Origin of the sequence: Faecalispora sporosphaeroides DSM 1294 (assembly GCA_000383295.1) — a bacterium.
GTDB lineage: Bacteria > Bacillota > Clostridia > Oscillospirales > Acutalibacteraceae > Faecalispora > Faecalispora sporosphaeroides.
Genome location: KB911070.1, coordinates 56466 through 79174, shown reverse-complemented (window position 1 = coordinate 79174; position 22709 = coordinate 56466). Strand labels below are relative to the sequence as shown.

22 protein-coding genes and 1 riboswitch are annotated in these 22709 nt (G+C 57.0%); of the genes, 14 read left to right on the top strand and 8 right to left on the bottom strand.

Going from position 1 to position 22709, the window contains the following annotated elements:
• Positions 1-260 precede the first annotated feature (260 nt).
• The 10 genes from G340_RS0110055 to G340_RS0110010 all read left to right on the top strand — a co-directional run bounded on the left by G340_RS0110055 (position 261) and on the right by G340_RS0110010 (position 7514).
• Entirely contained in the window at positions 261-866 is a 606-nt protein-coding gene (locus G340_RS0110055) for a TetR/AcrR family transcriptional regulator (RefSeq protein ID WP_020073526.1), read from the top strand.
• A gap of 6 nt (positions 867-872) precedes the next feature.
• Positions 873-1370 carry a DUF6323 family protein gene (locus G340_RS0110050; protein WP_020073525.1) on the top strand — a complete coding sequence of 166 codons (498 nt, stop codon included), beginning with the start codon at positions 873-875 and terminating at the stop codon, positions 1368-1370.
• The gene (locus tag G340_RS0110045) at positions 1357-2349 is read left to right on the top strand and encodes a DUF6179 domain-containing protein (RefSeq protein ID WP_020073524.1); all 993 of its coding nucleotides are present in this window, start codon (positions 1357-1359) and stop codon (positions 2347-2349) included. The genes G340_RS0110050 and G340_RS0110045 overlap by 14 nt, the downstream gene beginning before the upstream one ends.
• Before the next feature lie 184 nt (positions 2350-2533).
• Complete coding sequence (locus G340_RS0110040) at positions 2534-3493, top strand: NAD(P)H-dependent glycerol-3-phosphate dehydrogenase (RefSeq protein ID WP_020073523.1); 960 nt, start codon at positions 2534-2536, stop codon at positions 3491-3493.
• 203 nt (positions 3494-3696) lie between these two features.
• Complete coding sequence (locus G340_RS0110035) at positions 3697-4173, top strand: MarR family winged helix-turn-helix transcriptional regulator (protein WP_020073522.1); 477 nt, start codon at positions 3697-3699, stop codon at positions 4171-4173.
• A 159-nt stretch (positions 4174-4332) separates the two neighbouring features.
• The gene (gene pyrB / locus G340_RS0110030) at positions 4333-5253 is read left to right on the top strand and encodes an aspartate carbamoyltransferase (protein ID WP_020073521.1); all 921 of its coding nucleotides are present in this window, start codon (positions 4333-4335) and stop codon (positions 5251-5253) included.
• Positions 5247-5669 carry an aspartate carbamoyltransferase regulatory subunit gene (locus G340_RS0110025; RefSeq protein ID WP_020073520.1) on the top strand — a complete coding sequence of 141 codons (423 nt, stop codon included), beginning with the start codon at positions 5247-5249 and terminating at the stop codon, positions 5667-5669. The genes pyrB and G340_RS0110025 overlap by 7 nt, the downstream gene beginning before the upstream one ends.
• Positions 5666-6196 carry an inorganic diphosphatase gene (locus G340_RS0110020; protein ID WP_020073519.1) on the top strand — a complete coding sequence of 177 codons (531 nt, stop codon included), beginning with the start codon at positions 5666-5668 and terminating at the stop codon, positions 6194-6196. The genes G340_RS0110025 and G340_RS0110020 overlap by 4 nt, the downstream gene beginning before the upstream one ends.
• A 297-nt stretch (positions 6197-6493) precedes the next feature.
• Positions 6494-7102 carry a YhfC family glutamic-type intramembrane protease gene (locus G340_RS0110015; protein WP_177309667.1) on the top strand — a complete coding sequence of 203 codons (609 nt, stop codon included), beginning with the start codon at positions 6494-6496 and terminating at the stop codon, positions 7100-7102.
• Positions 7080-7514, top strand: coding sequence for a DUF3887 domain-containing protein (locus tag G340_RS0110010; protein WP_020073517.1), 435 nt, complete (start codon positions 7080-7082; stop codon positions 7512-7514). Before G340_RS0110015 ends, G340_RS0110010 begins: the two co-directional genes overlap by 23 nt.
• Positions 7515-7784: 270 nt before the next feature.
• Here the strand turns inward: G340_RS0110010 and G340_RS0110005 are convergent, their stop codons facing one another.
• The 3 genes from G340_RS0110005 to G340_RS0109995 form a co-directional block, all read right to left on the bottom strand.
• Positions 7785-9080, bottom strand: coding sequence for an O-acetylhomoserine aminocarboxypropyltransferase/cysteine synthase family protein (locus G340_RS0110005; protein WP_020073516.1), 1296 nt, complete (start codon positions 9078-9080; stop codon positions 7785-7787).
• Between the two features lie 226 nt (positions 9081-9306).
• Entirely contained in the window at positions 9307-10302 is a 996-nt protein-coding gene (locus G340_RS0110000) for a putative ABC transporter permease (protein WP_020073515.1), read from the bottom strand.
• A 71-nt stretch (positions 10303-10373) separates the two neighbouring features.
• Entirely contained in the window at positions 10374-11942 is a 1569-nt protein-coding gene (locus G340_RS0109995) for an oligosaccharide flippase family protein (RefSeq protein ID WP_020073514.1), read from the bottom strand.
• 245 nt (positions 11943-12187) lie between these two features.
• On the opposite strand from G340_RS0109995, the gene prmA reads away from it, so the two are divergent.
• A complete protein-coding gene (prmA, locus tag G340_RS0109990; protein WP_027103954.1) occupies positions 12188-13108 on the top strand; it encodes a 50S ribosomal protein L11 methyltransferase in 921 nt (306 codons plus the stop codon).
• A 114-nt stretch (positions 13109-13222) separates the two neighbouring features.
• On the opposite strand, the gene thiE is transcribed toward prmA, so the two are convergent.
• The 5 genes from thiE to G340_RS0109960 form a co-directional block, all read right to left on the bottom strand.
• Positions 13223-13858: a thiamine phosphate synthase gene (thiE, locus tag G340_RS0109985; RefSeq protein WP_020073512.1), complete on the bottom strand. Its 636-nt coding sequence runs from the start codon at positions 13856-13858 to the stop codon at positions 13223-13225.
• A complete protein-coding gene (gene thiM / locus G340_RS16715; RefSeq protein WP_326522374.1) occupies positions 13851-14714 on the bottom strand; it encodes a hydroxyethylthiazole kinase in 864 nt (287 codons plus the stop codon). The genes thiE and thiM overlap by 8 nt, the downstream gene beginning before the upstream one ends.
• Complete coding sequence (gene thiW, locus G340_RS0109975) at positions 14677-15228, bottom strand: energy coupling factor transporter S component ThiW (RefSeq protein WP_020073510.1); 552 nt, start codon at positions 15226-15228, stop codon at positions 14677-14679. Before thiW ends, thiM begins: the two co-directional genes overlap by 38 nt.
• Before the next feature lie 398 nt (positions 15229-15626).
• Positions 15627-15733, bottom strand: a riboswitch (TPP riboswitch).
• 30 nt (positions 15734-15763) lie between these two features.
• On the bottom strand, positions 15764-17971 hold the full coding sequence (locus G340_RS0109965; RefSeq protein ID WP_020073508.1) for a sensor histidine kinase: 2208 nt from the start codon (positions 17969-17971) through the stop codon (positions 15764-15766).
• A complete protein-coding gene (locus G340_RS0109960) occupies positions 17946-18644 on the bottom strand; it encodes a response regulator transcription factor (RefSeq protein ID WP_020073507.1) in 699 nt (232 codons plus the stop codon). The genes G340_RS0109965 and G340_RS0109960 overlap by 26 nt, the downstream gene beginning before the upstream one ends.
• A gap of 751 nt (positions 18645-19395) precedes the next feature.
• Here G340_RS0109960 and G340_RS0109945 point away from each other — a divergent pair.
• The 3 genes from G340_RS0109945 to G340_RS0109935 all read left to right on the top strand — a co-directional run bounded on the left by G340_RS0109945 (position 19396) and on the right by G340_RS0109935 (position 22664).
• Positions 19396-20367, top strand: a complete 972-nt coding sequence (locus tag G340_RS0109945; RefSeq protein WP_326522373.1) for a glycosyltransferase family 2 protein — start codon at positions 19396-19398, stop codon at positions 20365-20367.
• 219 nt (positions 20368-20586) lie between these two features.
• Complete coding sequence (gene miaB / locus G340_RS0109940) at positions 20587-22005, top strand: tRNA (N6-isopentenyl adenosine(37)-C2)-methylthiotransferase MiaB (protein ID WP_020073503.1); 1419 nt, start codon at positions 20587-20589, stop codon at positions 22003-22005.
• A gap of 248 nt (positions 22006-22253) precedes the next feature.
• Positions 22254-22664, top strand: coding sequence for a YlbF family regulator (locus G340_RS0109935; protein WP_020073502.1), 411 nt, complete (start codon positions 22254-22256; stop codon positions 22662-22664).
• The last annotated feature ends 45 nt before the right edge of the window (positions 22665-22709 follow it).

Sequence of the window (22709 nt, the reverse complement as noted above, 5' to 3'; positions counted from 1 at the left end):
CGTTAATTCTCTTTATCATACCGCAAATACGGATTGTTTTGCAATAAAAATCCTACCACCTTACTATGATTTGTTTTTTGCCGCACGAATTTGATGGGGAAAATATGCTGCGCCCCACGCGCCGTGCCCGCCGGACACCGCGCGGTTTCTCATCGCAGAAGCCCATTTGGGTTCAGGATTCTGTTGACAGCGGCTAAGAGGCGTGATACAATCTATTACCACCGGTAATTACCAACGGTAATAGATTGGAGGGGATACCAGTGACGAGCCGGAAACCCATTTCAAGGGAACAGATTATCGACAGCGCACTGGAGCTGCTGCGAAACCGCCGCGACGTACAGAGCTTGAATCTGCGCGAGATCGCGCGGGCTCTGGGCTGTGCACACACGAACCTGTACAATTATTTTTCGTCCTATCCGCAGCTCCTGTGGGAGGCGCACGCCGTCTGCATGGAGCGGATGTCGGCGCAGATCGGCGCGGTGGCGGCCGCCGCGCTTGCGCCCAAATACAAATTGCAGGCTTTTTTTTACGCTGTGGTGCGCGTGTACCTGGAGAACACCGGCTGGTTCCGGCTGGCGTGGCTCGAATATTTGGGGGAGCAGCGCCCCGAGGGCAATGCGCTTGCCGTGGCGGCGGCCCGGGAGAGGATGAACCGTGCGGTCGCGCAAATCTGGCGGGAGCTGACCGGCCACCCGGCTGACGCTGAAAAGCTGGAGGAAACCGTTCATTTTGTTCACTGCTACCTCATCGGGGAAATCTCCAATTATATTTCGGGCCGCCGCGTAATTGAGGATGAGGAGGAGTTTTGTCAGTCTGTTGTGCGTCAGGCGGTGCGAAGCACCGCGCTGCTGCTGAGGGAGGAGTGATGCGCTTTGGGGTTTGAGCTGGGATTTTTGAATCAGGGTTTGATCCGGAGGCAGGCGATTGGGGAGATTCTAAAATGCAACGATAGGACCGCTCGCTTTGGTCTGGAGCTGACGGAGCGGCAGGCGGCGCAGCTTGTGGAAACCCGGGCGTTCGCGCTGAAAACCGCAGGCAGAATCGAATTTGGCGGCGGAGTCATTCAAAAGCTGATTTACGCTTTCTGCGATTCGCCGTACCTGATGCGCCAAAATTATGAATCCACGCTCCACGAGCTGGTGGAGCTGTTTTATTTTTATAAAAACGAAACGGAAAATCGCTTCAGCGACGACGAGCTGATCGATTTTATGAAAAAGGCGTACGACGGCCCCTGCGCAGGCTCTTTGGAGCTGTTGGCCGGGAGGGAGCTGTACCGCCTGGCGGAAAATCTGCGCTGGTGCCGACCCGCGGATTTTGACAGCGAAGCGCCCGACGACGAGGAAGAGGAGGATGACAATGGATTCTCTTGAACGGATCAGCAGGATCGACCGCTCGCTGCTCAGCGGCGAGCACTACCTTTCAACCCTGCTGGAGCAGGCCTACCTGACGGAGGTGCTCACCGCGCCGCAGATTGAGGCGGTGCAAATGGCCTGTCTTTCTGTTCTGGCGCGGCAGACGCAGCTCTATAACGGGATGGAGAGCAGCTCCGTCCGCGTGGAGGACGCGGAGGAAATTCTGGAATCGGTGCTGTTTACGATCGGCGTTTGCCTGAAGGAGTACGGGAACGCGGAGGACGCCGCTCTGGCGCTGATCCGTGAAGGGGCCGAAGCTCTGTTTGCGCGCGGGGGCAAACGAATAGACCGCATGCTGAAAACGACGAAGCTCTTTCACGCCGGCCTTGTCCGCAGACTGATGGAAACGCCCAACGTGTTTTACCGCTCGACGGTGGAGGACGGCATCAACGGTTTTTTTCAGCTGTACCGGCCGCAGTTCGGCGCGCAGCAGATTCACATTACGGCGGATTACCCGCTGCTGCACCCGGTGGCCGATCTGGCCGGGATCGAGTTCATCCGGGAATATATCGAGCGCGTGGACTGTGAAAACCAGTTCTGCACCTGCTTTTCACCGGTGACGATTCATGCGCTGCTGTGCGGGCTGCCGGTGGATTACCGGGAGCTCCCGCTGAATCTGTGCGGGCCGGTGCTCACGGCCGCGCTTGGGAGCGTGCTGTGCGGGAAAAATTTCTATTCGTTACGCCTTTCGGCGGAGGATTTGGCTGATTTAAAAGAAAAGCTGAACGGCCGGGGAAAATCAGAGCTTCTGCCGCTGCTGCAGGCGGCGTTTGAAAAGATGAGCCTTGCTCTTTCGCTGCGCCGGCGCACGGAGGAGTATCTGGCTGCCGCGCTTCCCGGCATTGCGGCGGAAATAGAAAACGCGGTACGCACCGATACCCTGAGCGGGATTTTATTGATGACCCGGCTGCCGCGGGATGGGTACCGCCCGGTTTGACCGCTATGGGCGGTTCCGTTTGAAAGCATGTTCCGTATCAGATCATTTTTCGTCTGCGCGGCGCTTCGACGGCTTTGATTGACAACACGACGCAAAGGACCTATGATAAATAAAGTTACTGCTGGTCGCCGCCCCGCAGGGCGGCGGGCCAAAGATTCGGGAATGGGAAAAGGAGCAAAAGCGAATGAAAATAACAGTCATCGGCAGCGGACGTTGGGGCAGCTTTATCGCGTGGTACCTTTCGGGGCTGGAAAAGGAAGTTACCATCTACGGCAGACCGACCAGCGAGCAGTTTTCCAAGCTGCGGCAGACCCGTACCAACGGGCTTGTCACTTTTTCCGACGCCGTCCTGTTTTGCGATGATCTGGAGTGTGCGCTGGAGGGCGCGCAGATCGTGGTGATCTCGATTCCCTCCCAAAGCCTGCGCGGGCTGATGCAGCAGCTGTCGCAGCTTTCGATGGCGGGGAAAACCGTCGTGCTGTGCATGAAGGGCATTGAGGCCGCCACCGGCAAGCGGCTGACCGAGGTGGCGGAGGAATTCCTCCCGCCCGAAACCGGCCTCGCCGTTTGGGTGGGGCCGGGCCATGTGCAGGATTTTACCGCCGGAATCCCCAACTGCATGGTGATCGACAGCAAAAAGCAGGAGACAAAGCGGTTCTTGATCGAGCAGTTTTCCGGCAGCCTGATCCGCTTTTACTACGGGGAGGATCTGCTCGGCAACGAGGTGGGGGCCGCCTCCAAAAACGTGATCGGAATTGCTGCCGGCATGCTGGACGGCCTGAATAAAACGGCGCTCAAGGGCGCGCTGATGTCGCGTGGTACCCGTGAGATTGCCCGGCTGATCAAGGCGATGGGCGGCAACGAGATTTCCGCATACGGGCTGGCGCACCTCGGCGATTACCAGGCGACGGTCTTTTCGCCGTACAGCCACAACCGCGCCTTCGGCGAACGCTTTGTGCGGGGCGAGCACTACGGCGAGCTGGCGGAGGGCGTCGCCACCACCCGGGCAATGCTTTGCCTGGGGCAGCAGTACGGCGTGGAGCTGCCGATTTGCCAGGCGGTGGAGGCGGTGATCCACGGCGGGCAGGCCGCCGACAAGGTGCTTTCCGATCTTTTCCTGCGCAGCCAGAAGGCCGAATTCTGAACTGTTTCTTCCAAAATTTCATTCTCCCCCGCTTTTGCGCACTGGAAAAACCTGGCGTTTTCTTGACAAAAGCGAAAAACAATCTATACTATTTCATATACTTAACTAATGAAAGTCCGCAGTAAAAGGGGAAGAACCGGTACGATTCACTGCGTTTATGAAAATTGGTATGAGGGGTTTACAAACTGGTGGGGAGGGCTTTTATGTCTGCGAAGGATCGAACGGACGATTTGTTCGGAGTTCTGCATTATCTGAAAAGGGCAAAGGATCTGATTCCTGAGATTCCGGGAGTGCCGCAGGGCGAATTTATGATGATGCACAAGATCCATTGCTGTCTGCAGGAGGGCGAATGCCGGGGAGAGCAGCCCGGCGTGAAGGTGTCCAAATTGAGCGCGCGGCTGGGGATGTCGATGCCGGCGGTGTCTCAGATGCTGAAATCCCTGCAGAAAAAAGGGCTTGTCACCCGCACGGCCGCCACAGACGACCGCCGCGTGGTGTATGTGGCGCTTACCCCGGCGGGGGAAAAAATCTTTTCCGATGCGATCAACCGCTTTTTGGAACGCGTGAACGCGGTGGCGGAGCTGTTCGGAGAAGAGAAAATCCAGCAGATTACCGTTTTGCTGGAGGATTTGGGCCGCGCCATAGAGCGCGTGCGCAAGGACCAGCCCGAAAAATTTTAGCGTATTTCCCGGGCAGGGTATGGACAGCTGTCACTTTTTCCGCTATACTGTTGAAAGAAAAACGGACAAACAATAGCACAGAACAGGCACACTTTGAAAGATCAGGGATTTTCAAGGTGTGCTTCTTTTGAGCGCGCGGGAAAAGAAAGGAAGACCGGAATGAAGCACCTGATAGACCCGTTGGACTTTACGGTGGAGGAAACGCTGGAGCTGCTCGAGCTGGCAGACCAGATCGCGCTGGATTCGTCCCCCTACGCAAAGGCCTGCCGCGGCAAAATTTTGGCCACGCTGTTTTACGAGCCCAGCACGCGCACGCGCCTTAGCTTTGAATCGGCAATGCTGCGCCTTGGCGGCAGCGTGTTGGGCTTCGCCTCTGCGGAGAGCAGCTCGGTGAGCAAAGGGGAAAGCGTGGCGGATACCATCCGCGCGGTTTCGTGCTATGCGGATATCTGCGCCATGCGCCACCCCAAAGAGGGCGCGCCGCTGGTGGCGTCGCACTATTCCGGCATCCCGGTGATCAACGCAGGCGACGGCGGGCACCAGCACCCCACCCAAACGCTGACGGATTTAATGACGATCCGCCGCAAGAAGGGCCGCCTCGATCAAATGACCATCGGCCTGTGCGGGGATTTGAAATTCGGGCGCACGGTGCATTCGCTCATGAAATCCCTGGTGCGCTTCGGCAACATCCGCTTTGTGCTGATTTCGCCCGAGGAGCTGCGCGTGCCGGATTACATCATGCAGGATGTTCTGCTGGCGCACAGCGCGCCGTACCGGGAGGTGGAAACGCTCGAGGAGGCGATGCCTGAGCTCGACATTCTATACATGACCCGCATTCAGAAGGAGCGATTTTTCAACGAGGAGGATTACGTCCGCCTGAAAGACAGCTGCATTTTAACCGCGGAAAAGCTCCGCGCGGCCAAGAGCGACCTTGCGGTGCTGCATCCGCTGCCCCGCGTCAACGAAATCACGGCGGAGGTGGACAACGACCCCAGAGCCGCCTATTTTGAACAGGCGCAGAACGGCGTTTCTGTGCGCATGGCATTGATCCTGAAGCTTTTGGAGGTGGCGGCATGCTGAACATCGACAGTCTGGAGCACGGAATCGTGATCGACCACATTCATGCGGGCTCCGCAATGAAAATCTATCATCTGCTCGGGCTCGATTCCCTCGACTGCAGCGTGGCGATCATCAAAAACGCCAAGAGCAGCAAATTCGGGAAAAAAGACATTATTAAGATTGAGGGAAAAGCAGATTTGAACCTTGACATTCTGGGGGTAATAGACCATAATATTACCATCAATGTGATTGATATGGGGAAAATCGTTGCAAAAAGAAGCCTGGTGCTTCCAAAGCAGGTAACGAATGTGATCCGCTGCAAAAATCCGCGCTGCATCAGTAACGCGGAGGAAGGCGTTGATCATATTTTTCAGCTCTGCAATGAAAAATCGCAGCTTTACCGCTGTATATACTGTGAACAGGAGTTTCAAAAATGAATATTTGGCATGATATATCTCCCAAAAGGATCAACCCGGCCGATTTTATCGCGGTGATCGAAATTTCCAAGGGCAGCAAGAAAAAGTATGAGCTCGACAAAGAAACCGGCCTGATCATATTGGACCGCATTCTGTATACCTCCACGCACTACCCGGCCAACTACGGCTTTATTCCCAGAACCTACGGCGACGACCTTGACCCGCTGGATGTTCTGGTGCTTTGCTCCGAACCGCTGGAGCCCCACACTCTGGTGCGCTGCTTCCCCATCGGCGTCATCTCGATGCTCGACGGCGGCCGTAACGACGAAAAGATTATCGCGATCCCCTTCAATGACCCCACCTACAACAAGTATCAGGATATCAGCGAGCTGCCGACCCATATTTTTGACGAGATGTCTCATTTCTTCCGGGTGTACAAGGAGCTCGAGAATAAAGAGACCGCCGTGAGGGAAGTCAGCGGCCACGAGGAAGCTGTACGGATCATTGAGACTGCGCTGGAAAGTTATATTCAAAATTTTTGCAAATAAAAAACGGGGATGATCCTTCGTGGGATTCCGGCAGTGGATTGGATTCGGGAGGAGTTTCACAATAGATAGAAGTGTCCGGCTTTTCGGCGGAGCATTCCGCCGCCCTGTTGTGTGTCGCCGGGATTCACGAGAGATACCAGACGTTTTTTTCGCTGATCGGTGCTGGTGTCGGCGTCCCGCTTTTGCGGGGCTGCCGGCAGCCAGAGTTGCGGTCGGCGTTTTTTTGTTTACAGAAAGGTGGGGAATACGGTGCCGGATTCGCCAAAAATGAATCGCGGTCGTCCTTTCGTCCAATACTTGCTGTGGTTTGTGCTGGGAGCCGCCTGCTTTTTCGTTTCGCAGCCGCTGCTGCGCATTCCGTTGCTGGGGCTGGTAAACCGCAGCATGTGGTTTACCATGTTCAGCACGCTGCACCCTGTTTTGGCTGTGGTGCTCATCGGCTTTTCCGCCGGTGTGTTTGAAGAGGGCTTTCGCTTTCTGTTCAAGCGCTTTCTGCTCCGCCCGGCAAGATGCACTTTTGCGCAGCCGCTGCTGTTCGGCCTTGGGCATGGCGGCATTGAGGCCGGGCTGATTTTGATTCCCCTGCTGATGCAGGGGGATGCCTTCGGCGCTCTGCACATGGCTCTGGTGGAGCGTGCACTCGCGGTGCTGCTGCATTTGACTCTGACGGTGATCGTTTGGAACGGCTTTCAAACGGGCTGCCGGCTGCGTTATCTGGCCGTGGCGGTTGTTCTGCACGGCCTGGTGGATTCTGTTCTGCCGCTGCTTGCGCGCGGTGGAATGCAGGTGCCTCTTGTCGAACTGGTCTTTGCCGGAATGGTTCTGTGCGCCGGGATTTATGCCGTTTTATCCCGAAGGCTTTATTTGGAAGGAGAAACAAAAGATGAGGAAAATTCTAAAGCTTAAAAAGATGTTTGTGCTTGGAGCCGTGCTTGTGCTGTGTCTGGCGCTGCTCACCGCGTGCAGCGGCGGGCAGAAAAAGCTCTCCGACGATTTTGATCAGGATCAGGTTCAGGAGGCGACGGCAAAGGTGATCGACGCGGTCAACGCGAAAGATGGAGACGCACTGCGGGAGCTCAGCGACGACAAGATGAAATCAGCCCTGACCGACGACGCGCTCGCCGCGGTGTACAAGGCGATCGGTGAGGGCGGCGCGTTTCAGGAAATCAAAGAGATCAATATTGCCGGCGCCTCAGACAAAGACACCAAGGAGGATTACGCCGTGGCCGTGGCCAGAGCCCAGTACGAGAAAAAGGCGTTTATCTATACCATTTCCTTTACAAAGGACATGAAGCTGGCGGGCCTGTACTATAAATAATCGGGTTTTGATAAAATGAGGAATTGTGGCTGCCGTCTGCTTTTTTTAGGAAAGCGAGAGAAAAGATAGCTGGGTTTCCCTTTTGAGCCGCAGCCTTAATCAAAAGCGCGGGACGGTTCAGCGGCCCGCGCTTTTCTGCCGGTTAAAGCAAAAGAAAGCAGAGCCGGCGTTCCCCAATGGCAGGGAACGCCGGCTCTGACTATTTTATTATTTTGGAGGAATATGAAACAATGTGCGGAAAAAGCTGATTTAAAAAGCTGGCGGGAACGATCAGATCGTATCGAATGCCTGCTGCAAATCGTAAAGGATATCGTCAATATGCTCTGTGCCGATGGAAAGACGGATGGTGTTGGGCTTGATCCCCTGATCCAGCAGTTCCTCCGCGCTCAGCTGAGAGTGTGTGGTGGAGGCCGGGTGAATCACCAGCGATTTCACGTCCGCTACGTTCGCCAGCAGGGAGAACAGCTGCAGATTGTCGATGAATTTTGTGGCCTCCTCCGCGCCGCCCTTCACCTCGAAGGTGAAGATGGAACCGGCGCCGTTCGGGAAGTATCTCTCATACAGCGCGCGGTAGGGGCTGCCGGGCAGCGCGGGGTGATTGATATGCTCCACCTTGGGATGATTCTTCAGAAAATCGAGCACCTTCAGCGAGTTTTCCACATGGCGTTCCACGCGCAGGGAGAGAGTCTCCAGCCCCTGCAGCAGCAGAAAAGCGTTGAACGGGGAAATCGCGCTGCCGGTGTCGCGCAGCAGAATCGCGCGGATTCTTGTGATGAAGGCCGCCGCACCCACATCGCGTGCAAAGCTCAGGCCGTGGTAGCTGGGGGTGGGCTCGGTCAGGCCCGGGAATTTGCCGGAAGCGGCCCAGTCGAATTTGCCGGAGTCAACGATCACGCCGCCGAGTGTGGTGCCGTGCCCGCCGATGAACTTGGTGGCGGAGTGGATCACGATGTCCGCACCGTGTTCAATGGGGCGGAACAGGCTGGGCGGGGTAAAGGTGCTGTCGATCAAAAGCGGGATGCCGTGCTTGTGGGCAATGCCGGCCACCTGTTCCACGTCGATCAGGTTGGAGTTTGGGTTGCCGAGGCTCTCGATAAAGATCGCCCGGGTGTTCTCCTGAACGGCGGCCTCAAAGGCCCCTTCCTCGTCCGGGTCCACAAAGGTGGTGGTAATGCCGTACTGCGGCAGAGTATGTGCAAGCAGGTTATAAGTACCGCCGTAAATCGTTTTGGCAGAAACAATGTGGTCACCGGCCTGCGCCAGATTCAGGATGGAATAGGTGATGGCCGCCGCGCCGGACGCCACCGCCAAAGCGGCGATGCCGCCTTCCAGAGCGGCAATTCTCTTTTCAAACACATCCTGAGTGCTGTTTGTCAGGCGGCCGTAGATATTTCCGGCGTCCGCCAGCCCAAATCGATCCGCCGCGTGCTTGCTGTTTCTGAATACATAAGAGGTGGTCTGATAAATCGGTACGGCTCTCGCGTCGGAAGCGGAGTCGGGCTGCTCCTGGCCGACGTGCAGCTGAAGTGTTTCAAATTTCCATTGATGCTTTGTCTGATTGCTCATTGAGATTCTCCTCTTTCTATTGATGATTTATGGTTTGCCGTTGTCAGCAGGGGAACAGCCGCACATTCGACAACGAACCAATAAGCAGAAATCAGAGGAATACAGTTTCATAAGCGGACAGCTCCTTTTATATAATTAATTAAACATATATACTTAATATGTTATTGTGCTTTTAGTATACTGTCTAAGGAGAGGAATGTCAATCCCTTTTTGAATAAAATTGTATTTATTCTTTTCTGTCTCCGGATTCGTTTTCGGGCCCGCTGCCGGAGCCGCGCACCCGCTTGCGGGCCGCAGCGGCGGCATGGCGAAAGCGCTGGAAAGATTCCGGGCTCTGAATCGAACGCATGTGGGGAAATGCCTCCATAATTCTGCGGTGCATGGGGTGGGCCTGCGATTCCAGGTAATTCTGCTTGTCTTGCAGCATGCGCAGGCGAATCCGGTTTTCGTCGTTGATGAAATCCAGAATCGAATTGCGCAGGCGTTCAATGCTTTCCGCCTTGACGTCATCCGTTTTCAGGCGCAGCTCTTCGAGTGCCTGCCGCAGGCCGAGCAGGGTTTCGGATTTGAGCTCATCCGCTTTGTCACGCAGCTCGTCCAAAGAATGCTCCAGCTCGGCCCGGTTGATTTGGGCCGCGGCGGCGGTGCGTTCGCGGATTTCATCCAGTATCGTCTGCAGCTGCGCCAGCTTGCCGTTCATGCGCAGAATGCCGAAGGTGGTGACGGTGCCGTCGAGAATAAAGTAGACGAACAGCCCTCCTGCCAGCGGGTAAGACACAGTGCGCGGAATGGCGTTCAGCAGCGAAGCGACCAGCGGGTGCAGCACCTTCAGCACAAGGGTGGACATCGCCCCGAACAGCAGCGAGTTCACCAGGCAGACGCGTCCGTGAATCTGGTATTTGTGATCTGAATAGTCCCACCACGAGGTGTGGAACAGCTTTTCCAGCAAAACGCTGGTCGCATACTCCAAAGCGGAGGTCAGCAGAACCGCTGCGAAAAACAGCGCGATCAGCTCCAGCGGAAGCTCAAAAGCTCCCAGCAGCGGCGAAAGCGCCGCCAGAATCAGCAGCGCTCCAAAACCGTACACGGGACAGAACGGGCCGTTTAAAAAGCCGCGGTTGATCCAGCGTCTTTTGGGGATGGAGCAGTAAATGCTCTCGCACAGCCAGCCGATCATGCTGTATACGGAGAAAAACAGTATGAGTGTGACAAAAGTCTGCATAGAAAGCCCTCTTTCTCCTGAAATAAAAATGAAGTCTCTGCCTTTCAGTTTAGGGAGTTGCGCAGAATTTGTCAATCGGAATTTGCTTGTGCCGGGGCCGCCGCCGGGCGGCGGCCGGTTAGGGAGCGAACCCAGCGGATGTCCTCGCGGCCGAGGCTGCCGCACAAAAACAGAAAAGCGGCGTAGAGCGGCGGGGTTACGCATACCTGCAAAATCACGCACTGGTACGGCAGAAAGAAGGAGAAGGGAGAAAACCGCAGCAGCAGCGTAACGAGCGAGACGGAAAGCGCCATGCACAAAAGGGGCTTTGCCACCCAGTCGATCATCTGAATCGGCACCCGCGCCACCTTGATCAGGCGGTGAATGCTCAGGCTGGCATTGAAAATCGTGCTGAAAAAGACGACCGCAATGTAGCCCTTCAGGCCATAAACGGGAATCAGCGAGTAGATCAGCACCACGCGCAGCGCGGAATCGGAAAGATTGTATTTGAGCGAGCTCATCTGCTGATCGAGCCCCTTGAGGATGCTGTCCACAATGCCGTCCAGATACATCAGGGGAACCAGCGGCGCGAGAATGCGCAGCAGAATGCCCGTCTGCTCGTTTTTATAGAAGGTGAGGCCAATGTCCCGGGAAAAACCGAGGAAAATTCCCATGATCAAAAAGGAGAACAGCAGGGTCATCTGCATGGCGCGCCCCGTGGCGCGGGCGATGGCGCGGCTTTTCCCCGCGGCGTTTGCCTCCGCCATTTCGGGCACCAAAAGCGCCGCCAGCGCGGAAAGCAGCGCCGCCGGGAAATACAGCACCGGCATCACCATCCCTTGAATCACGCCGTACTGCGCCATGGCGCTGACCGCGTTTGAGCCGTTCTTGCGCAGGCCTGTGGGGATGAGCAGGTTTTCCACGGCACTTAAAATGTTGCGGGCGGTGTAGCCGGTCATCGAAGGCAGGGCGATGCGCAGAATGCCCCACAAGGCCCCTTTCCCGCGCGCGCGGTGGCCGTGCAGGCGGCGCACATCCCACAGGTACAGAATTCCGTTGTATAGGCAGGATACCATCTCTCCGGCGGTGGAGCCGAGCATCAGCACCAGACAAGCGCCCTCCAGCGTCTGCGGGGCCAGCAGGGCAAACAGCGTCACCGCGATGCCGATGGTCGCAAGCTGCTCCAGTATTTCTGCCGTGGCGGGGCGCAGGGCCTTGCGCATCGCGATGAAGTAGCCGCGCAGGCTGGCGGATACCGCCATAAAGGGGAGCCCCGGCGCGAGCATTTGCAGCGGGCGGGCGGCGGAGGGCTCATTCAGCAGCACGTCTGCAATCGGCTGGGCGAGAAGATACAGCACCGCCATAGCGGCGAGGCTCAGGGTGAGCGAGCAGGCGATTCCCTTTCGCACCGCGCCCTTGGCGTAGCCCGGGTCGTCCTTGGCCATGGCTTCTGCCACCAGCCGGGTAACAGCCAGACTGATCCCCGAGGTGGAAATGGTGATTGCCAGGATAAAGACGGAGAAAATCAGCTGGTAAAGACCGAGCCCGGCCGCACCGATGCGGTCTGAAATAAACACGCGGTAGCCGATGTTCAGCATCCGCATAAAAAGCGACCCTGCGGTCAAAATCAGGGTATTGATGAGAAAAATGCGTTTATTCATAAGGCAAAGCACCATTCCTGTTCCAAATCATTCCATGGGCGTATGGTCAAATGTATTCGTCCGTAAGGGAAAAATATGTATCGGCAATTTACTTTAAGAACGACTGCGCTACCAATCGAAGCACAGCTTCTTCTCTCAACCTTGGCATGGAAAGGAACGAATCGCTTTTTAATGCGGTGTTACTATACAATTTCCGCGCGATCGTGTACAATAAGGAGCAGAACAGAAAGGGGAGCCAAAAGAAAATGGAATGGACAGAAGTGACAATCACCGTTCCTGCCGAATCGGTGGATTTGGCGGGGGACATTGCCCAGATGGTGGTGCCCTACGGTATTTATATTGAGGATTACTCGAATCTGGAGCAGGAGGCGTGGGAGATTGCCCACATTGATTTAATCGATGAAGACCTGCTGAAAAAAGACCGCACCAAGGCGCTGGTGCATGTGTATATCGACCCAAAGGAAAATCCGTCGGAGGCGGTCGCGTTTTTGAGCGAACGCTACCGCGCGGAAGGGATTCCCTTTGCCATTGATACCAGTGCCTGCCTGGAGGAGGATTGGATCAACAACTGGAAAAAATATTTTAAGCCGATGCCGGTGGGCAATCGCCTGTTGATTCGCCCCACGTGGGAGGAGGAATACGACGCGGGCGGCCGCTCCGTGCTGCATCTGGAGCCGGGCGTGGCGTTCGGAACCGGCACGCATGAAACGACCCGCCTGTGCATGGAGCTGCTGGAGGACTATGTTACGCCGGGCTGCGAGATGCTCGACGTCGGCTGCGGCAGCGGGATTTTGTCCATCGCCGCGCTGCTGCTCGGCGCAAAGCGCGCGGTCGGTGTGGATATTGACGAGGCGGGCGTTCGCACCGCGGTGGAAAACGCGCGCATCAACGGTTTGTCCGGCCGCTTTGCCGGGATTCACGGCAACCTGACAGACAGGGTGCAGGGCACCTTCGACGTGGTCGCCGCGAACATCGTGGCGGACGTGATCATCCTGCTGACCGGCGACGTTCGGCAGTTCTTAAAGCCCGGCGCGGTGTATCTCGTCAGCGGGATCATCGATACGCGAGAGCAGGACGTGCTTTCGGCTGTGGAGAAGGAGTTTGAGATTCTTCAGCGCCGCGAGGAAAAGGGCTGGGTGGCGATGGCGCTGCGGAGCAAAGAATAACAAATCATCATTACGAATCGAAAAAACAGGCGCGTTTTCCTTTTGGAAAACGCGTCTGTTTTATTACTGAATGTATATTTTGCACTGATATAGACAAATAGAAAAAAATCGACGTCAGCTTTGGGCAGACAAAAGCGCCGTTACCTTCGCTTTCAGCTCTGCCGCCGCCCGGCAGGGGTCGGCCGCTTTCATTACAGCGGAAACGACGGAGATGCCCGCGACCGGAACGCCCCGCAGAATATCGCAATTCCCTTCGTTCAGGCCGCCGATTGCCGCCACGGGAATGGAAACGCTGCGGCAAATCTCGTTCAGGGTGGAAACCGGGGTCAAAACCGTTTTTACCTTTGTGGTGGTCGGGTAAATCGCGCCGACGCCAAGGTAATCCGCTCCCTCCCGGGCGGCCTTTTGCGCCTGCTCCACCGTTTTGGCGGTGGCTCCCACAATTTTGCCCGGGCCGAGCAGAGCGCGGGCCGCAAAAACGGGCAGGTCGCTTTGCCCCACGTGTACCCCGGCGGCGTCAGCCGCGGCGGCAATATCCGCCCGGTCGTCGATAATGAGGGGAATCTGGTACCGGTCGCTGATGCTTTTGACCTTTCGCGCCAGCTCGAAATACTCCTGCCCGGATTTCTCTTTCTCCCGCAGCTGCAGCAGGGTGATTCCTCCCCGGCAGGCCTGCTCTATTCGCTCGAGGAATACGGGTTCTTCCAGACCGGTACTGTCGGTCACCAAATAAAGTGTCAGGTCAAGCATGTTTCATCCTCCCGTTGTAAACGGTGCAGTTCACGGTTTCTTCCAGCTGCCGGTCGGTGACCAGATGCAGCAGATCCATCAGGCGCAGAAAAAAGCTCGAAGGGCCCTGCTGCGCCTCCTGCGCCAGCTCGCCGCACACGCCGAAATAAGAGACCGCCAGCAGCGCGGCATTCAGCGGCTCACCGCCGGACAAAAAGCCGGCGGTGAGGGCGCCCAGCATGCAGCCGGTGCCGGTGAGCAGCGACATTGTTTCGCAGCCGTTTCTAAGCACATAAGCCCTGCGGCCGTCCGTCACCAGGTCGATCGCGCCGGTGCAGGCGATCACCGCGCTGGTATCAAGGGCAAGCTGCGCCAGCATGGCGAGGGGTTCGTCCAATAAGTCTTCGGTTACGCGGTCCTGCTCCCCCGCGTCGATGCCCCGGGCGTGGCTGGAAAGGCCCGCCAGCGCCCGCAGCTCCGAGCTGTTGCCCTTGATCACGCAGGGGCGGCACTCCCGGATGAAATCGCGGGCAAAGGATAGCCGGGGGCTGCTGCAGGCGACACCCACCGCGTCGATGACGCAGGGGATGCCTTTTTCCAGAGCGGTTCTGCCCGAAATCATCATGGCCTCCATGCGCGATGCGCTGATATTCCCCAAATTCACGGCGAGCGCCCGCGCCTGTGCGGTGATCTGCGCGGCCTCCGGCGGGTATTCCGCCATGATCGGCCGGGCCGAGACTGCCAGCAGGGTGTTGGCGCAGTCCCTCATCGAGATCGGGTTTGTGATGCAGTGGATCAGCGGCTTTTCGCGCTGCACGCGGTGCCGTATCCGCAGCAGCTCAGACATTGCGAATGTTGCTGTGATGGGATTTGTCATATACTTTCGCCCCCAGTTGCTTTTGAATTAAAGTGAGCATTCCCGTCTTGGCCAGCGCGCTCAAAAACAGGAACGCAATGCTGCCGCCGATCAGCGTTCCCCCCAGGAACAGCGGGATGTAAAAGGCCCAGCCGATGCCCTGCTTGCCGACCAGCAGCGTCATCACCGGGTAAGAAACCAGCGCGCCGATGATGCCGGTGCCGATGATTTCACCGATGACGGCAAAAATCAGCCTGCCGCCTGAAAGGCGGTACAAAATCCCCGAGAGAGCGGCCCCGAAAATGGCGCCGGTGAGCGCCAGCGGAGGAATGCCCATGAGCGTCATGCGCAGAATCCCGATGGTAAAGGCGCACGCAAAGGCGTAGCCCGGCCCCAGAAAAACGGCGCATACAATGTTGATCAGGTGCGCCATGGGGCACATTCCCTCAATGCGCAGAATAGGGGAGATCACCACCCCGATCGCGACCATCATCGCGAGCATGACAAGCTTTAAAAAACGCGGACTTTCTTTCATAATCATTCTCCTCAACAAATAGAGTTGTACCGCTTGAAAATGCCGACCATGGCTTCCGCGCCGCGGGCGGGGGAAGCCATCATTGTACTTATATCAGGCCATTTCAAAGTGGATTGGATGAAACCATATTGTTGATTGGAGCGGTAAGCCGGCTCGTCAGGGCGCAAAAAAAGACAAAGAAACAGCAAGCCGCTACGGCGCCAACCCAATATTGGCCGGTCGAAGCTCAAAAGCTTCCTCTCAACCCGAAACACGGGCTCCCTCGCTATTTCATTGTCTTTGCGTTACCGGTACAGGGCGCTCCCCCTCTGCCGGGGCGCCTGCTTTGGATGCGATCGCCCGGTTTGCGGCGAATCAAAACGGGCGGCGCCAGGTAAGGCGCCGCCCGAATCACATGTTGTGGTGTCAGCATAACTCCCTACGTTGGCATAATCCAAATCAGGTCAAGGGTCAAAGGTCGGTTCCTTTTTCTCAGCCCGAAACACGGGCTCCCCTGTTATTTCCAGCTTAGTATAGCACAGATTTCTCTCTGCTGTCAAATCAGTTGATCCGATGGAGAGGCTTCCGGGTCTTCCGCTTCCCGCGCTTCCTGCCAAAGCTCTCCGGGCTGCGTCTCCTGTTCTTCCGAATGAATGGGCGCAATACTGTGAGAAGCCTCCGCCTGCCTGTTTTGATTCTCATATTGCGGTGCGGGTTCCTGATCTTCCGGCTGCGGCCCGGGAATTACCGGGAATGAAACGGCGGCGCAGAAGAGATCGGCGTCCGTGCTGATGAAAAAGCTGCCGCCGCAGGCTTCGGTAAAGCTCTTGGCGATTGAAAGCCCCAGGCCGGAGCCGTCGGTGCTGCGGGAATCGTCGCCCCGCACAAAGCGCTCGGTCACATCCGGCAGGTTGTCAAGGGCAAATCGGGAGGTGTTTTTGATCTGCGTGAGGGCGGTGCCGTCCTGCACGGTGAGCTGAATAAACACGCGCGAGCCCTCCAGCGAATACTGTAATGCGTTGCGGATCAGATTCTGAAAGACGCGGTACATCCGGTTGCCGTCGGTCAGAACATAGACCGGCTCCTGCGGCAGGTCCAGGCGGAGCGCCAGATGTGCGGCGGCGACGGACTCTTCCATGTCGGCCAGCGTCTGCTGAATCAGCTTCTGCAAAATCAGCGGCTCGGGGTGCAGCTCGATGTTCCCGGTGCTGGCCTTTGAGACCTCGAAGATATCCTGCACCATTTTTTTCAGGCGGTCGGCCTTTCCTGCAAGAATCTCAATATAGTCCTGCACGTGCTCGGGCAGCTCGCGCTCCTGCCGCAGCAGGCCGATGTAGTTGATGATCGAGGTCAGCGGCGTCTTGATGTCGTGCGAAACGTTCGTGATCAGCTCTATCTTCATGCGTTCCGCCCGCACCTGATCCTCCACCGCGTGGCTGATGCCGGACTGAATGCTGTTCAGGTCCTCGGCTGCCGGGGCCAGGGCCGATTCCGCGCGGAATGTGAGCGGCGGGGCGTCGGCTCCGGCCTTCATTTCCGCAATCCGGTCGGTGAGCCTCGCAAAGTCGGTGAGGATTCCGGCAAAATGCCGGAGATACAGCAGCAGAATCACCGCGGCCGCCGCGGCTGTGATCCATGCGCCGAGGGAGGAGGGAATCACCCGGAAAATCCAGAACAAAATGCCCTCCGCCGCGGCAAACAGAGCAAAGCTGCTCATCATGCGCTGCTGGAACCGCTTTTTCATCTGGTGCGACAGGTACCAGCTCTTCGCACTGCGGTAGCTGTTGTGCCGGTAAACGCGGGGATTATAACGAATGTCGTTGAGGAGAAACAGCAACGTCCAGAACAGCAGCAGCAGGGGGAAGAGCGTTTCTCTCACGCTTGCCCTTTCCAAAAACGGCTGCGCGCAGAACCACGCGGCCCAGCCGAGGAACAGCAGCTTGATTTCAAACCAAACTTCCCCGCTGACCTGCGCCAGCTGGCGGTCAAATTCCGCCTTTCTGTCGCGCGAAAACAGGTAGAACACAAACAGCACAAGGGCCAGCACCAGCGCCGCCGCGCCGCCGAGCCAGAGCGCCTGCAGCGAAAACAGCTCGTTCGCCGCGTCCGAAAGCACGGCCGAATCACGGTCGGCGCGTAGGTTCGGCGCAACGACCATCACCAAAGAAAGGTCGGAGAGATCGGGGTATTCCTCCCAGAACTCCCCGTCTTTATCGGCCAGCTTGGAAAAATAAGTGCGGTAGCCGTCTGAATCGATCATCGCGTCGGTGTCATACACGCGTACCCCGTCGCGCTCAATAACCAGACTGTCGCCGTCAAACAGCAGCATGTAATTGTAGCCCTCCGGCGCGCCCATCAGGTAGCTTTGCAGCAGCCGGGTGTTGCGCGCGCTTTCCGGGTCGGTGGAGCCGGTGTTGCTCAGCGTATCGCGTGAATCCTCCTGAGCGAACAGCAGGATGTTCGAGGTTTCCCATTTTAAATTCGGGTAGGCTTTGGAAAAGCTCCCCCGCTGCTCCTCGTCCGCAAGGTCGGTCAAAGCGGCGTAGACGATCTGGCTGACGTCCTCGCGGAACGCGGCGGTTTCCTGCGGGTTGCCGTTTAGCGCGGTCTGCAAAGACTGCTTGGCCTGCGCTACCGCCGTCGTGCCGGAAAAAAAGGTCTGCACCGCGGCCGCGGCCACCGTGAACAGAATGCTTACGCTCAGAACAAAGCACAGCCAGCTGAGAACGTTGGCTTTTTTATGGTTTGTCGATTTTGTATCCAATCCCCCACACCACCTTCAAATATTCGGGTTCCTTCGGGTTGATCTCAATTTTCTCGCGGATGCGGCGGATGTGCACCATCACGGTGTTTTCAGCCGAGAAGGCCGGCTCATTCCAAACGCGGCGGTAGATTTCCTCCGCCGGGAAAATCCGGCCGGCGTTTTTCATCAGCAGCTCCACAATCTTTGTTTCGGTGGCGGTCAGCCGCACCGGCTCGCCGTCGGCCGTGAGGGTGTGGTTGTCCGTGTCAAACGTGAGTCGGCCGATCGTAATCAGGTTCTGCGCCGTCGAATGAATATCCCCCAGTGTGGTGTAGCGCCGCAGCTGCGATTTAACCCGCGCCACCAGCTCCTGCGGGTTAAAGGGCTTTGTGATGTAGTCGTCCGCACCCATGGAAAGGCCCAATATCTTGTCGCTGTCCTCCGATTTGGCGGAAAGCACGATGATCGGCAGATTGCGGGTTTCGCGGATTTTCAAAATCGCGGCCAGTCCGTTCTGCCGCGGCATCATCACATCGATCAGAATCAGATGGATGTTCCGGCTCATGGCAAACTCCACGGCCTGTACGCCATCGTACGCGCACAGCACGTCATAGCCCTCTTTTTCCAAATAAATCGAAATGGCCCGAACGATTTCCTTGTCGTCGTCCACGACCAGAATGCATTGTTTTTCCATCTCCGATTTTCCTCCAAACAATTGTTACAGGAACTTGACCGGATGCTCAGGGACATAGGTTCCTTTATTTATCTTAATATAAAAACCTGACAAATTTGAGGCGGCTTTCTTACAGCTCTCTTACGATTGCCGCCGGGATCTTCCCATCGTCCTGAAGATATGCTTTTATTACATTTAGAAGAATAAAAGTGTTAAAATGTCGTTTCCCACGGCGGCCCTTTTCCGGGAAAGCTTTTTCGTCAGCTTGACATTCGGATTGGGCAGGCTTGTTTTTTTACGATTTACCATTTAAATTGATCTTTCACTTTCTTCTAAAAAGTAACAGGCTTTTTCTTTAGCGGCTATACCGCGGGTTTCTGCTGGCGCAGAGCCTGCCCGTCAGGCCGGGGCGCAGCCGCACCGCAAAACGCCCGTTTCAATGGGAAAAATCCCGCCGAACGGTACAACTGTAATTGTTATATTATAGCACAACAAAGAGCGACCTGTCATCCCGGCGTTTACTGGGAATCCGTTTGCAGGCAACGAAAGGGCAAACCGGAAAAAGAAACAAAAGAATTTGCACAGACGGCAAGCTTCTGTTACTTTTACATCTTTATTCCTGGCCGAAATATGGTATAATTGCCGCAGGCGGCGATGATACCGGCTTCGCCAATTGATAAGGCTGCCGCAGCGGCGCTTTTATGCCTGTGCGGCGGCAGGAACACCGGAAATATGCGGCTGAAGCAAAGGCGTTTCGCCGTGCAAATAGTGAATGAAATGTCAGGAGTGTGTGTTGCAGATGCAGGCACCCGAGCTTTCCCTGATCCTGCCCGTGCGGGATATTGAAATAGAATTGCCTGGAATCCTGCGTTCTATCAAGGAGCAGGTCGGCGCCGCCACGGCGGAGTGGATCATTGTCGATATGGGCTCTGACGACCAGACGGTGCTGCGTGCGGTGCAGTATATTAAAGAAGAAAGACTGCAGGGCTTTGTGATTCAAAACGGAAAGGGCAGCGTTTCCGCCGCGCTGAACACCGGCATGCAGAAGGCGGCGGGGGAATACCTTTCTTTTGTGTTCGCCCGGCGCCTGTACGGCGGGTATCTTTCCTCCTATCTGGAGGCGGCGCGGGCCGCGCAGGCGGATTTGGTGTTCGGCGGCCTGGATGCGAACGCGGAGCAGCCAAAGGGTAAGCCCGCGGGGGGCGACGGCCTCTGGTACGCGCAGCAGATGGCCCAGGGCCGCCTGCGCATCGACATTGCCGCGCTGCTGCTGCGCAAAAGCTTTTTGCAGGCGCAGAAGCTGTATTTTCAGGAAAATTGCAGGCATGGGTACAGCGAGGAGTTCATTTACTGCTGCCTGCTTTCCGGCGCAAAGGTCGCAAGAGCGCCGGTAGCGCTCAGGCGCCGCCGCGAGCTGGAGCTTTGGCGGCCCAAGGCAGCCCCGGCGGGCCGCGAGATTTTTCAGGCGATTGAGGCGATGCTGCGGGTTCAGGCCGTAATCGAAAACCGCTGCCCGGACAATCGGGAGCTGTGTGAAAGCTTTGAGGAGCGAAAGCTGCCCGAAACGGTGATGGACTGCGTGGATGTGCTTTTGCGCGAGGGCCTTGGCTACAATACCGTGCGCGGGTATTTGCGGGTGGAGGGATACGACCGCCTGCTGGCGCAGGGGAAAAGGACCGGCCGTGCGCTGCGGGGCCGCATTCGGCTGTGGCGGATGCTTCCGTGGATGTACCACCCGCAGTGACGGGAATGATGCCGAAACAGAATGGGCCGTCCGGGTTTGATGCAGGGGAAATTCCCTGCCGGTTCGGGCGGCCCTGCCGATTCCCCCGGCCTTTATATTGGGCGGAAACGGGCCCTCTGGGCACGGGAAAACGGTGTCGCTTCCCCCGGTGTTTTACTTGCCGGGGAAAGCAAAATATGATATAATATGCTGATACCGTAGCATAGGAGGTCGCACTTTTTGACAGAGAAGCTGGAACAGACTGCGCGGGGCTTGACCCGCGAGGAACATATTGAGGAAGTGGCGCAGATCATGTCCATCCGCGCCCGGGGCGCGGTGCCTATGGCGTGCGTGCGCACCTACGGCTGCCAGCAGAATGTGGCGGACGGGGAAAAAATCAAAGGGCAGTTGGAGCAGATGGGCTTCTCTTTCACGGAGGATGAGGACGAGGCGGATCTGATTCTGTTCAACACCTGCGCAATCCGCGAGCACGCGGAGGACCGCGTGTTCGGCAACGTGGGCGCGCTCAAAAATGTCAAGCGCCGCAATCCGTCCCTGATCGTGGCCGTTTGCGGCTGCATGATGGAGCAGGAGCACGTGGCCGAGCGCATGAAAAAAAGCTTTCCGTTTGTGAATCTGGTGTTCGGCACCCATGTGATTCACAAGCTGCCGGAGCTGATGTTCCGCACGCTCACCGACGGACGGCGCGTGTTTGAGCGCGGCGACGACAGCGAGGACAAAACGATTGTGGAGGGTTTGCCCATCCGGCGCGACGGCTCGTTTAAGGCGTGGGTGACCGTGATGTACGGCTGCAACAATTTTTGCTCGTACTGCATCGTTCCCTATGTGCGCGGGCGTGAGCGCAGCCGCAGGCCCGCGGCGATTTTGGAAGAGGTGCGCTCTTTAGTAAGTGCAGGCTACCGGGACATTACCCTTCTGGGGCAGAACGTCAACTCCTACGGCAAGGAGCTGACCCCCGCAATTAGCTTTGCGGAGCTGCTGCGGCAGCTCGACGCGATCGATGGGGATTTTCTGCTGCGCTTTATGACCTCGCACCCGAAGGACGCGACGCACGAGCTGATCGACACCATCGCACAGAGCCGGCACATCTCGCACCACCTGCACCTGCCGTTCCAATCCGGCAGCAACCGGATCTTGAAGGCGATGAACCGCAGCTACACGCGGGAAAAATACCTCGGCCTGATCGCCTACGCAAAAGAGAAAATCCCGGATTTATCGCTGACGTCCGATATTATTGTGGGCTTCCCCGGCGAAACCTACGAAGAGTTTTGCGAAACCGTCAGCTTGATCAAAGAGGTGGAGTTTACCTCTTTGTTTACGTTCCTCTATTCGCCCCGCATCGGCACCCGCGCGGCGGAGCTGCCGGACCCCGTGCCGTATGAGGAGAAGTCCCGCTGGTTTCGCGAGCTGCTCGCCGTGCAGGAGGAAATTGCGGCAAAGCGCTGCGCGGAGATGGTCGGTACGGTGCTGCGGGTGCTGGCGGAGGAAAGAAACCCCAAAAGCGGCCGTTTGGCCGGGCGCTCCGGCGGCAACATCATCGTCGAATTCGACGGCGGGGATGAGAATATCGGCCGGTTCTGTCAGGTTAAGGTCACAGCGGCCCGAAACTGGATTTTAAACGGAGAACTGGTATCATAGTCCCACCTCATTCCGAAGCTGTGGCTTTGGGCGGCGAAGGGAGCGCGGGGCGCCAGAGCGCCGATTTCGCACTCCCGGGTGTTTTTGACCCGCCTGTGTTTTTATTTGTACCATAATAATTCAGCGATGGCGCTTTTTGCGGGCATGCTAATAACGGCGTGCCGCAGAGATCGGTTTCGGTTTGAATACAGCCGCCACACGGCGGCGCGCAGATGAAATTTGATGAAATCAATTAGGAGGAAATAACCATGGACGTTATTGAGATGGCCCGTCAGCTTGGCAAAGAGATTCAGAAGGACGAAAGATACCTTGATTTTCAGAAAGCCCGCAAGGAGAGCGAAGAAAACGAGGAGCTGCAGAAGATGATCGCGGATTTCAACCTCAAGAGAATCGCAATCAGCCAGGAGGGCGGCAAGGCCGACCGCGACGAGGACAAGATGCAGCAGCTCAACGAGGAGCTGCGCGAAGCGTACGACGGCGTGATGAACCACCCTGCCATGGTGGACTTTAACCTTGCGAAGGAAGATATGGACATGATGCTCCAGCGCATCAGCGCGATCATCAATGCCTCTGCCGACGGCGAAGACCCCGATCTGGCGGATTACCAGGCCAGCGGCTGCGGCGCGGGCGGGTGCTCCGGCTGCTCCGGCTGCCACTGATTCCAATCAGCGATAACAGCCGGTTCTTCCCTGCCGCAAGGCGGA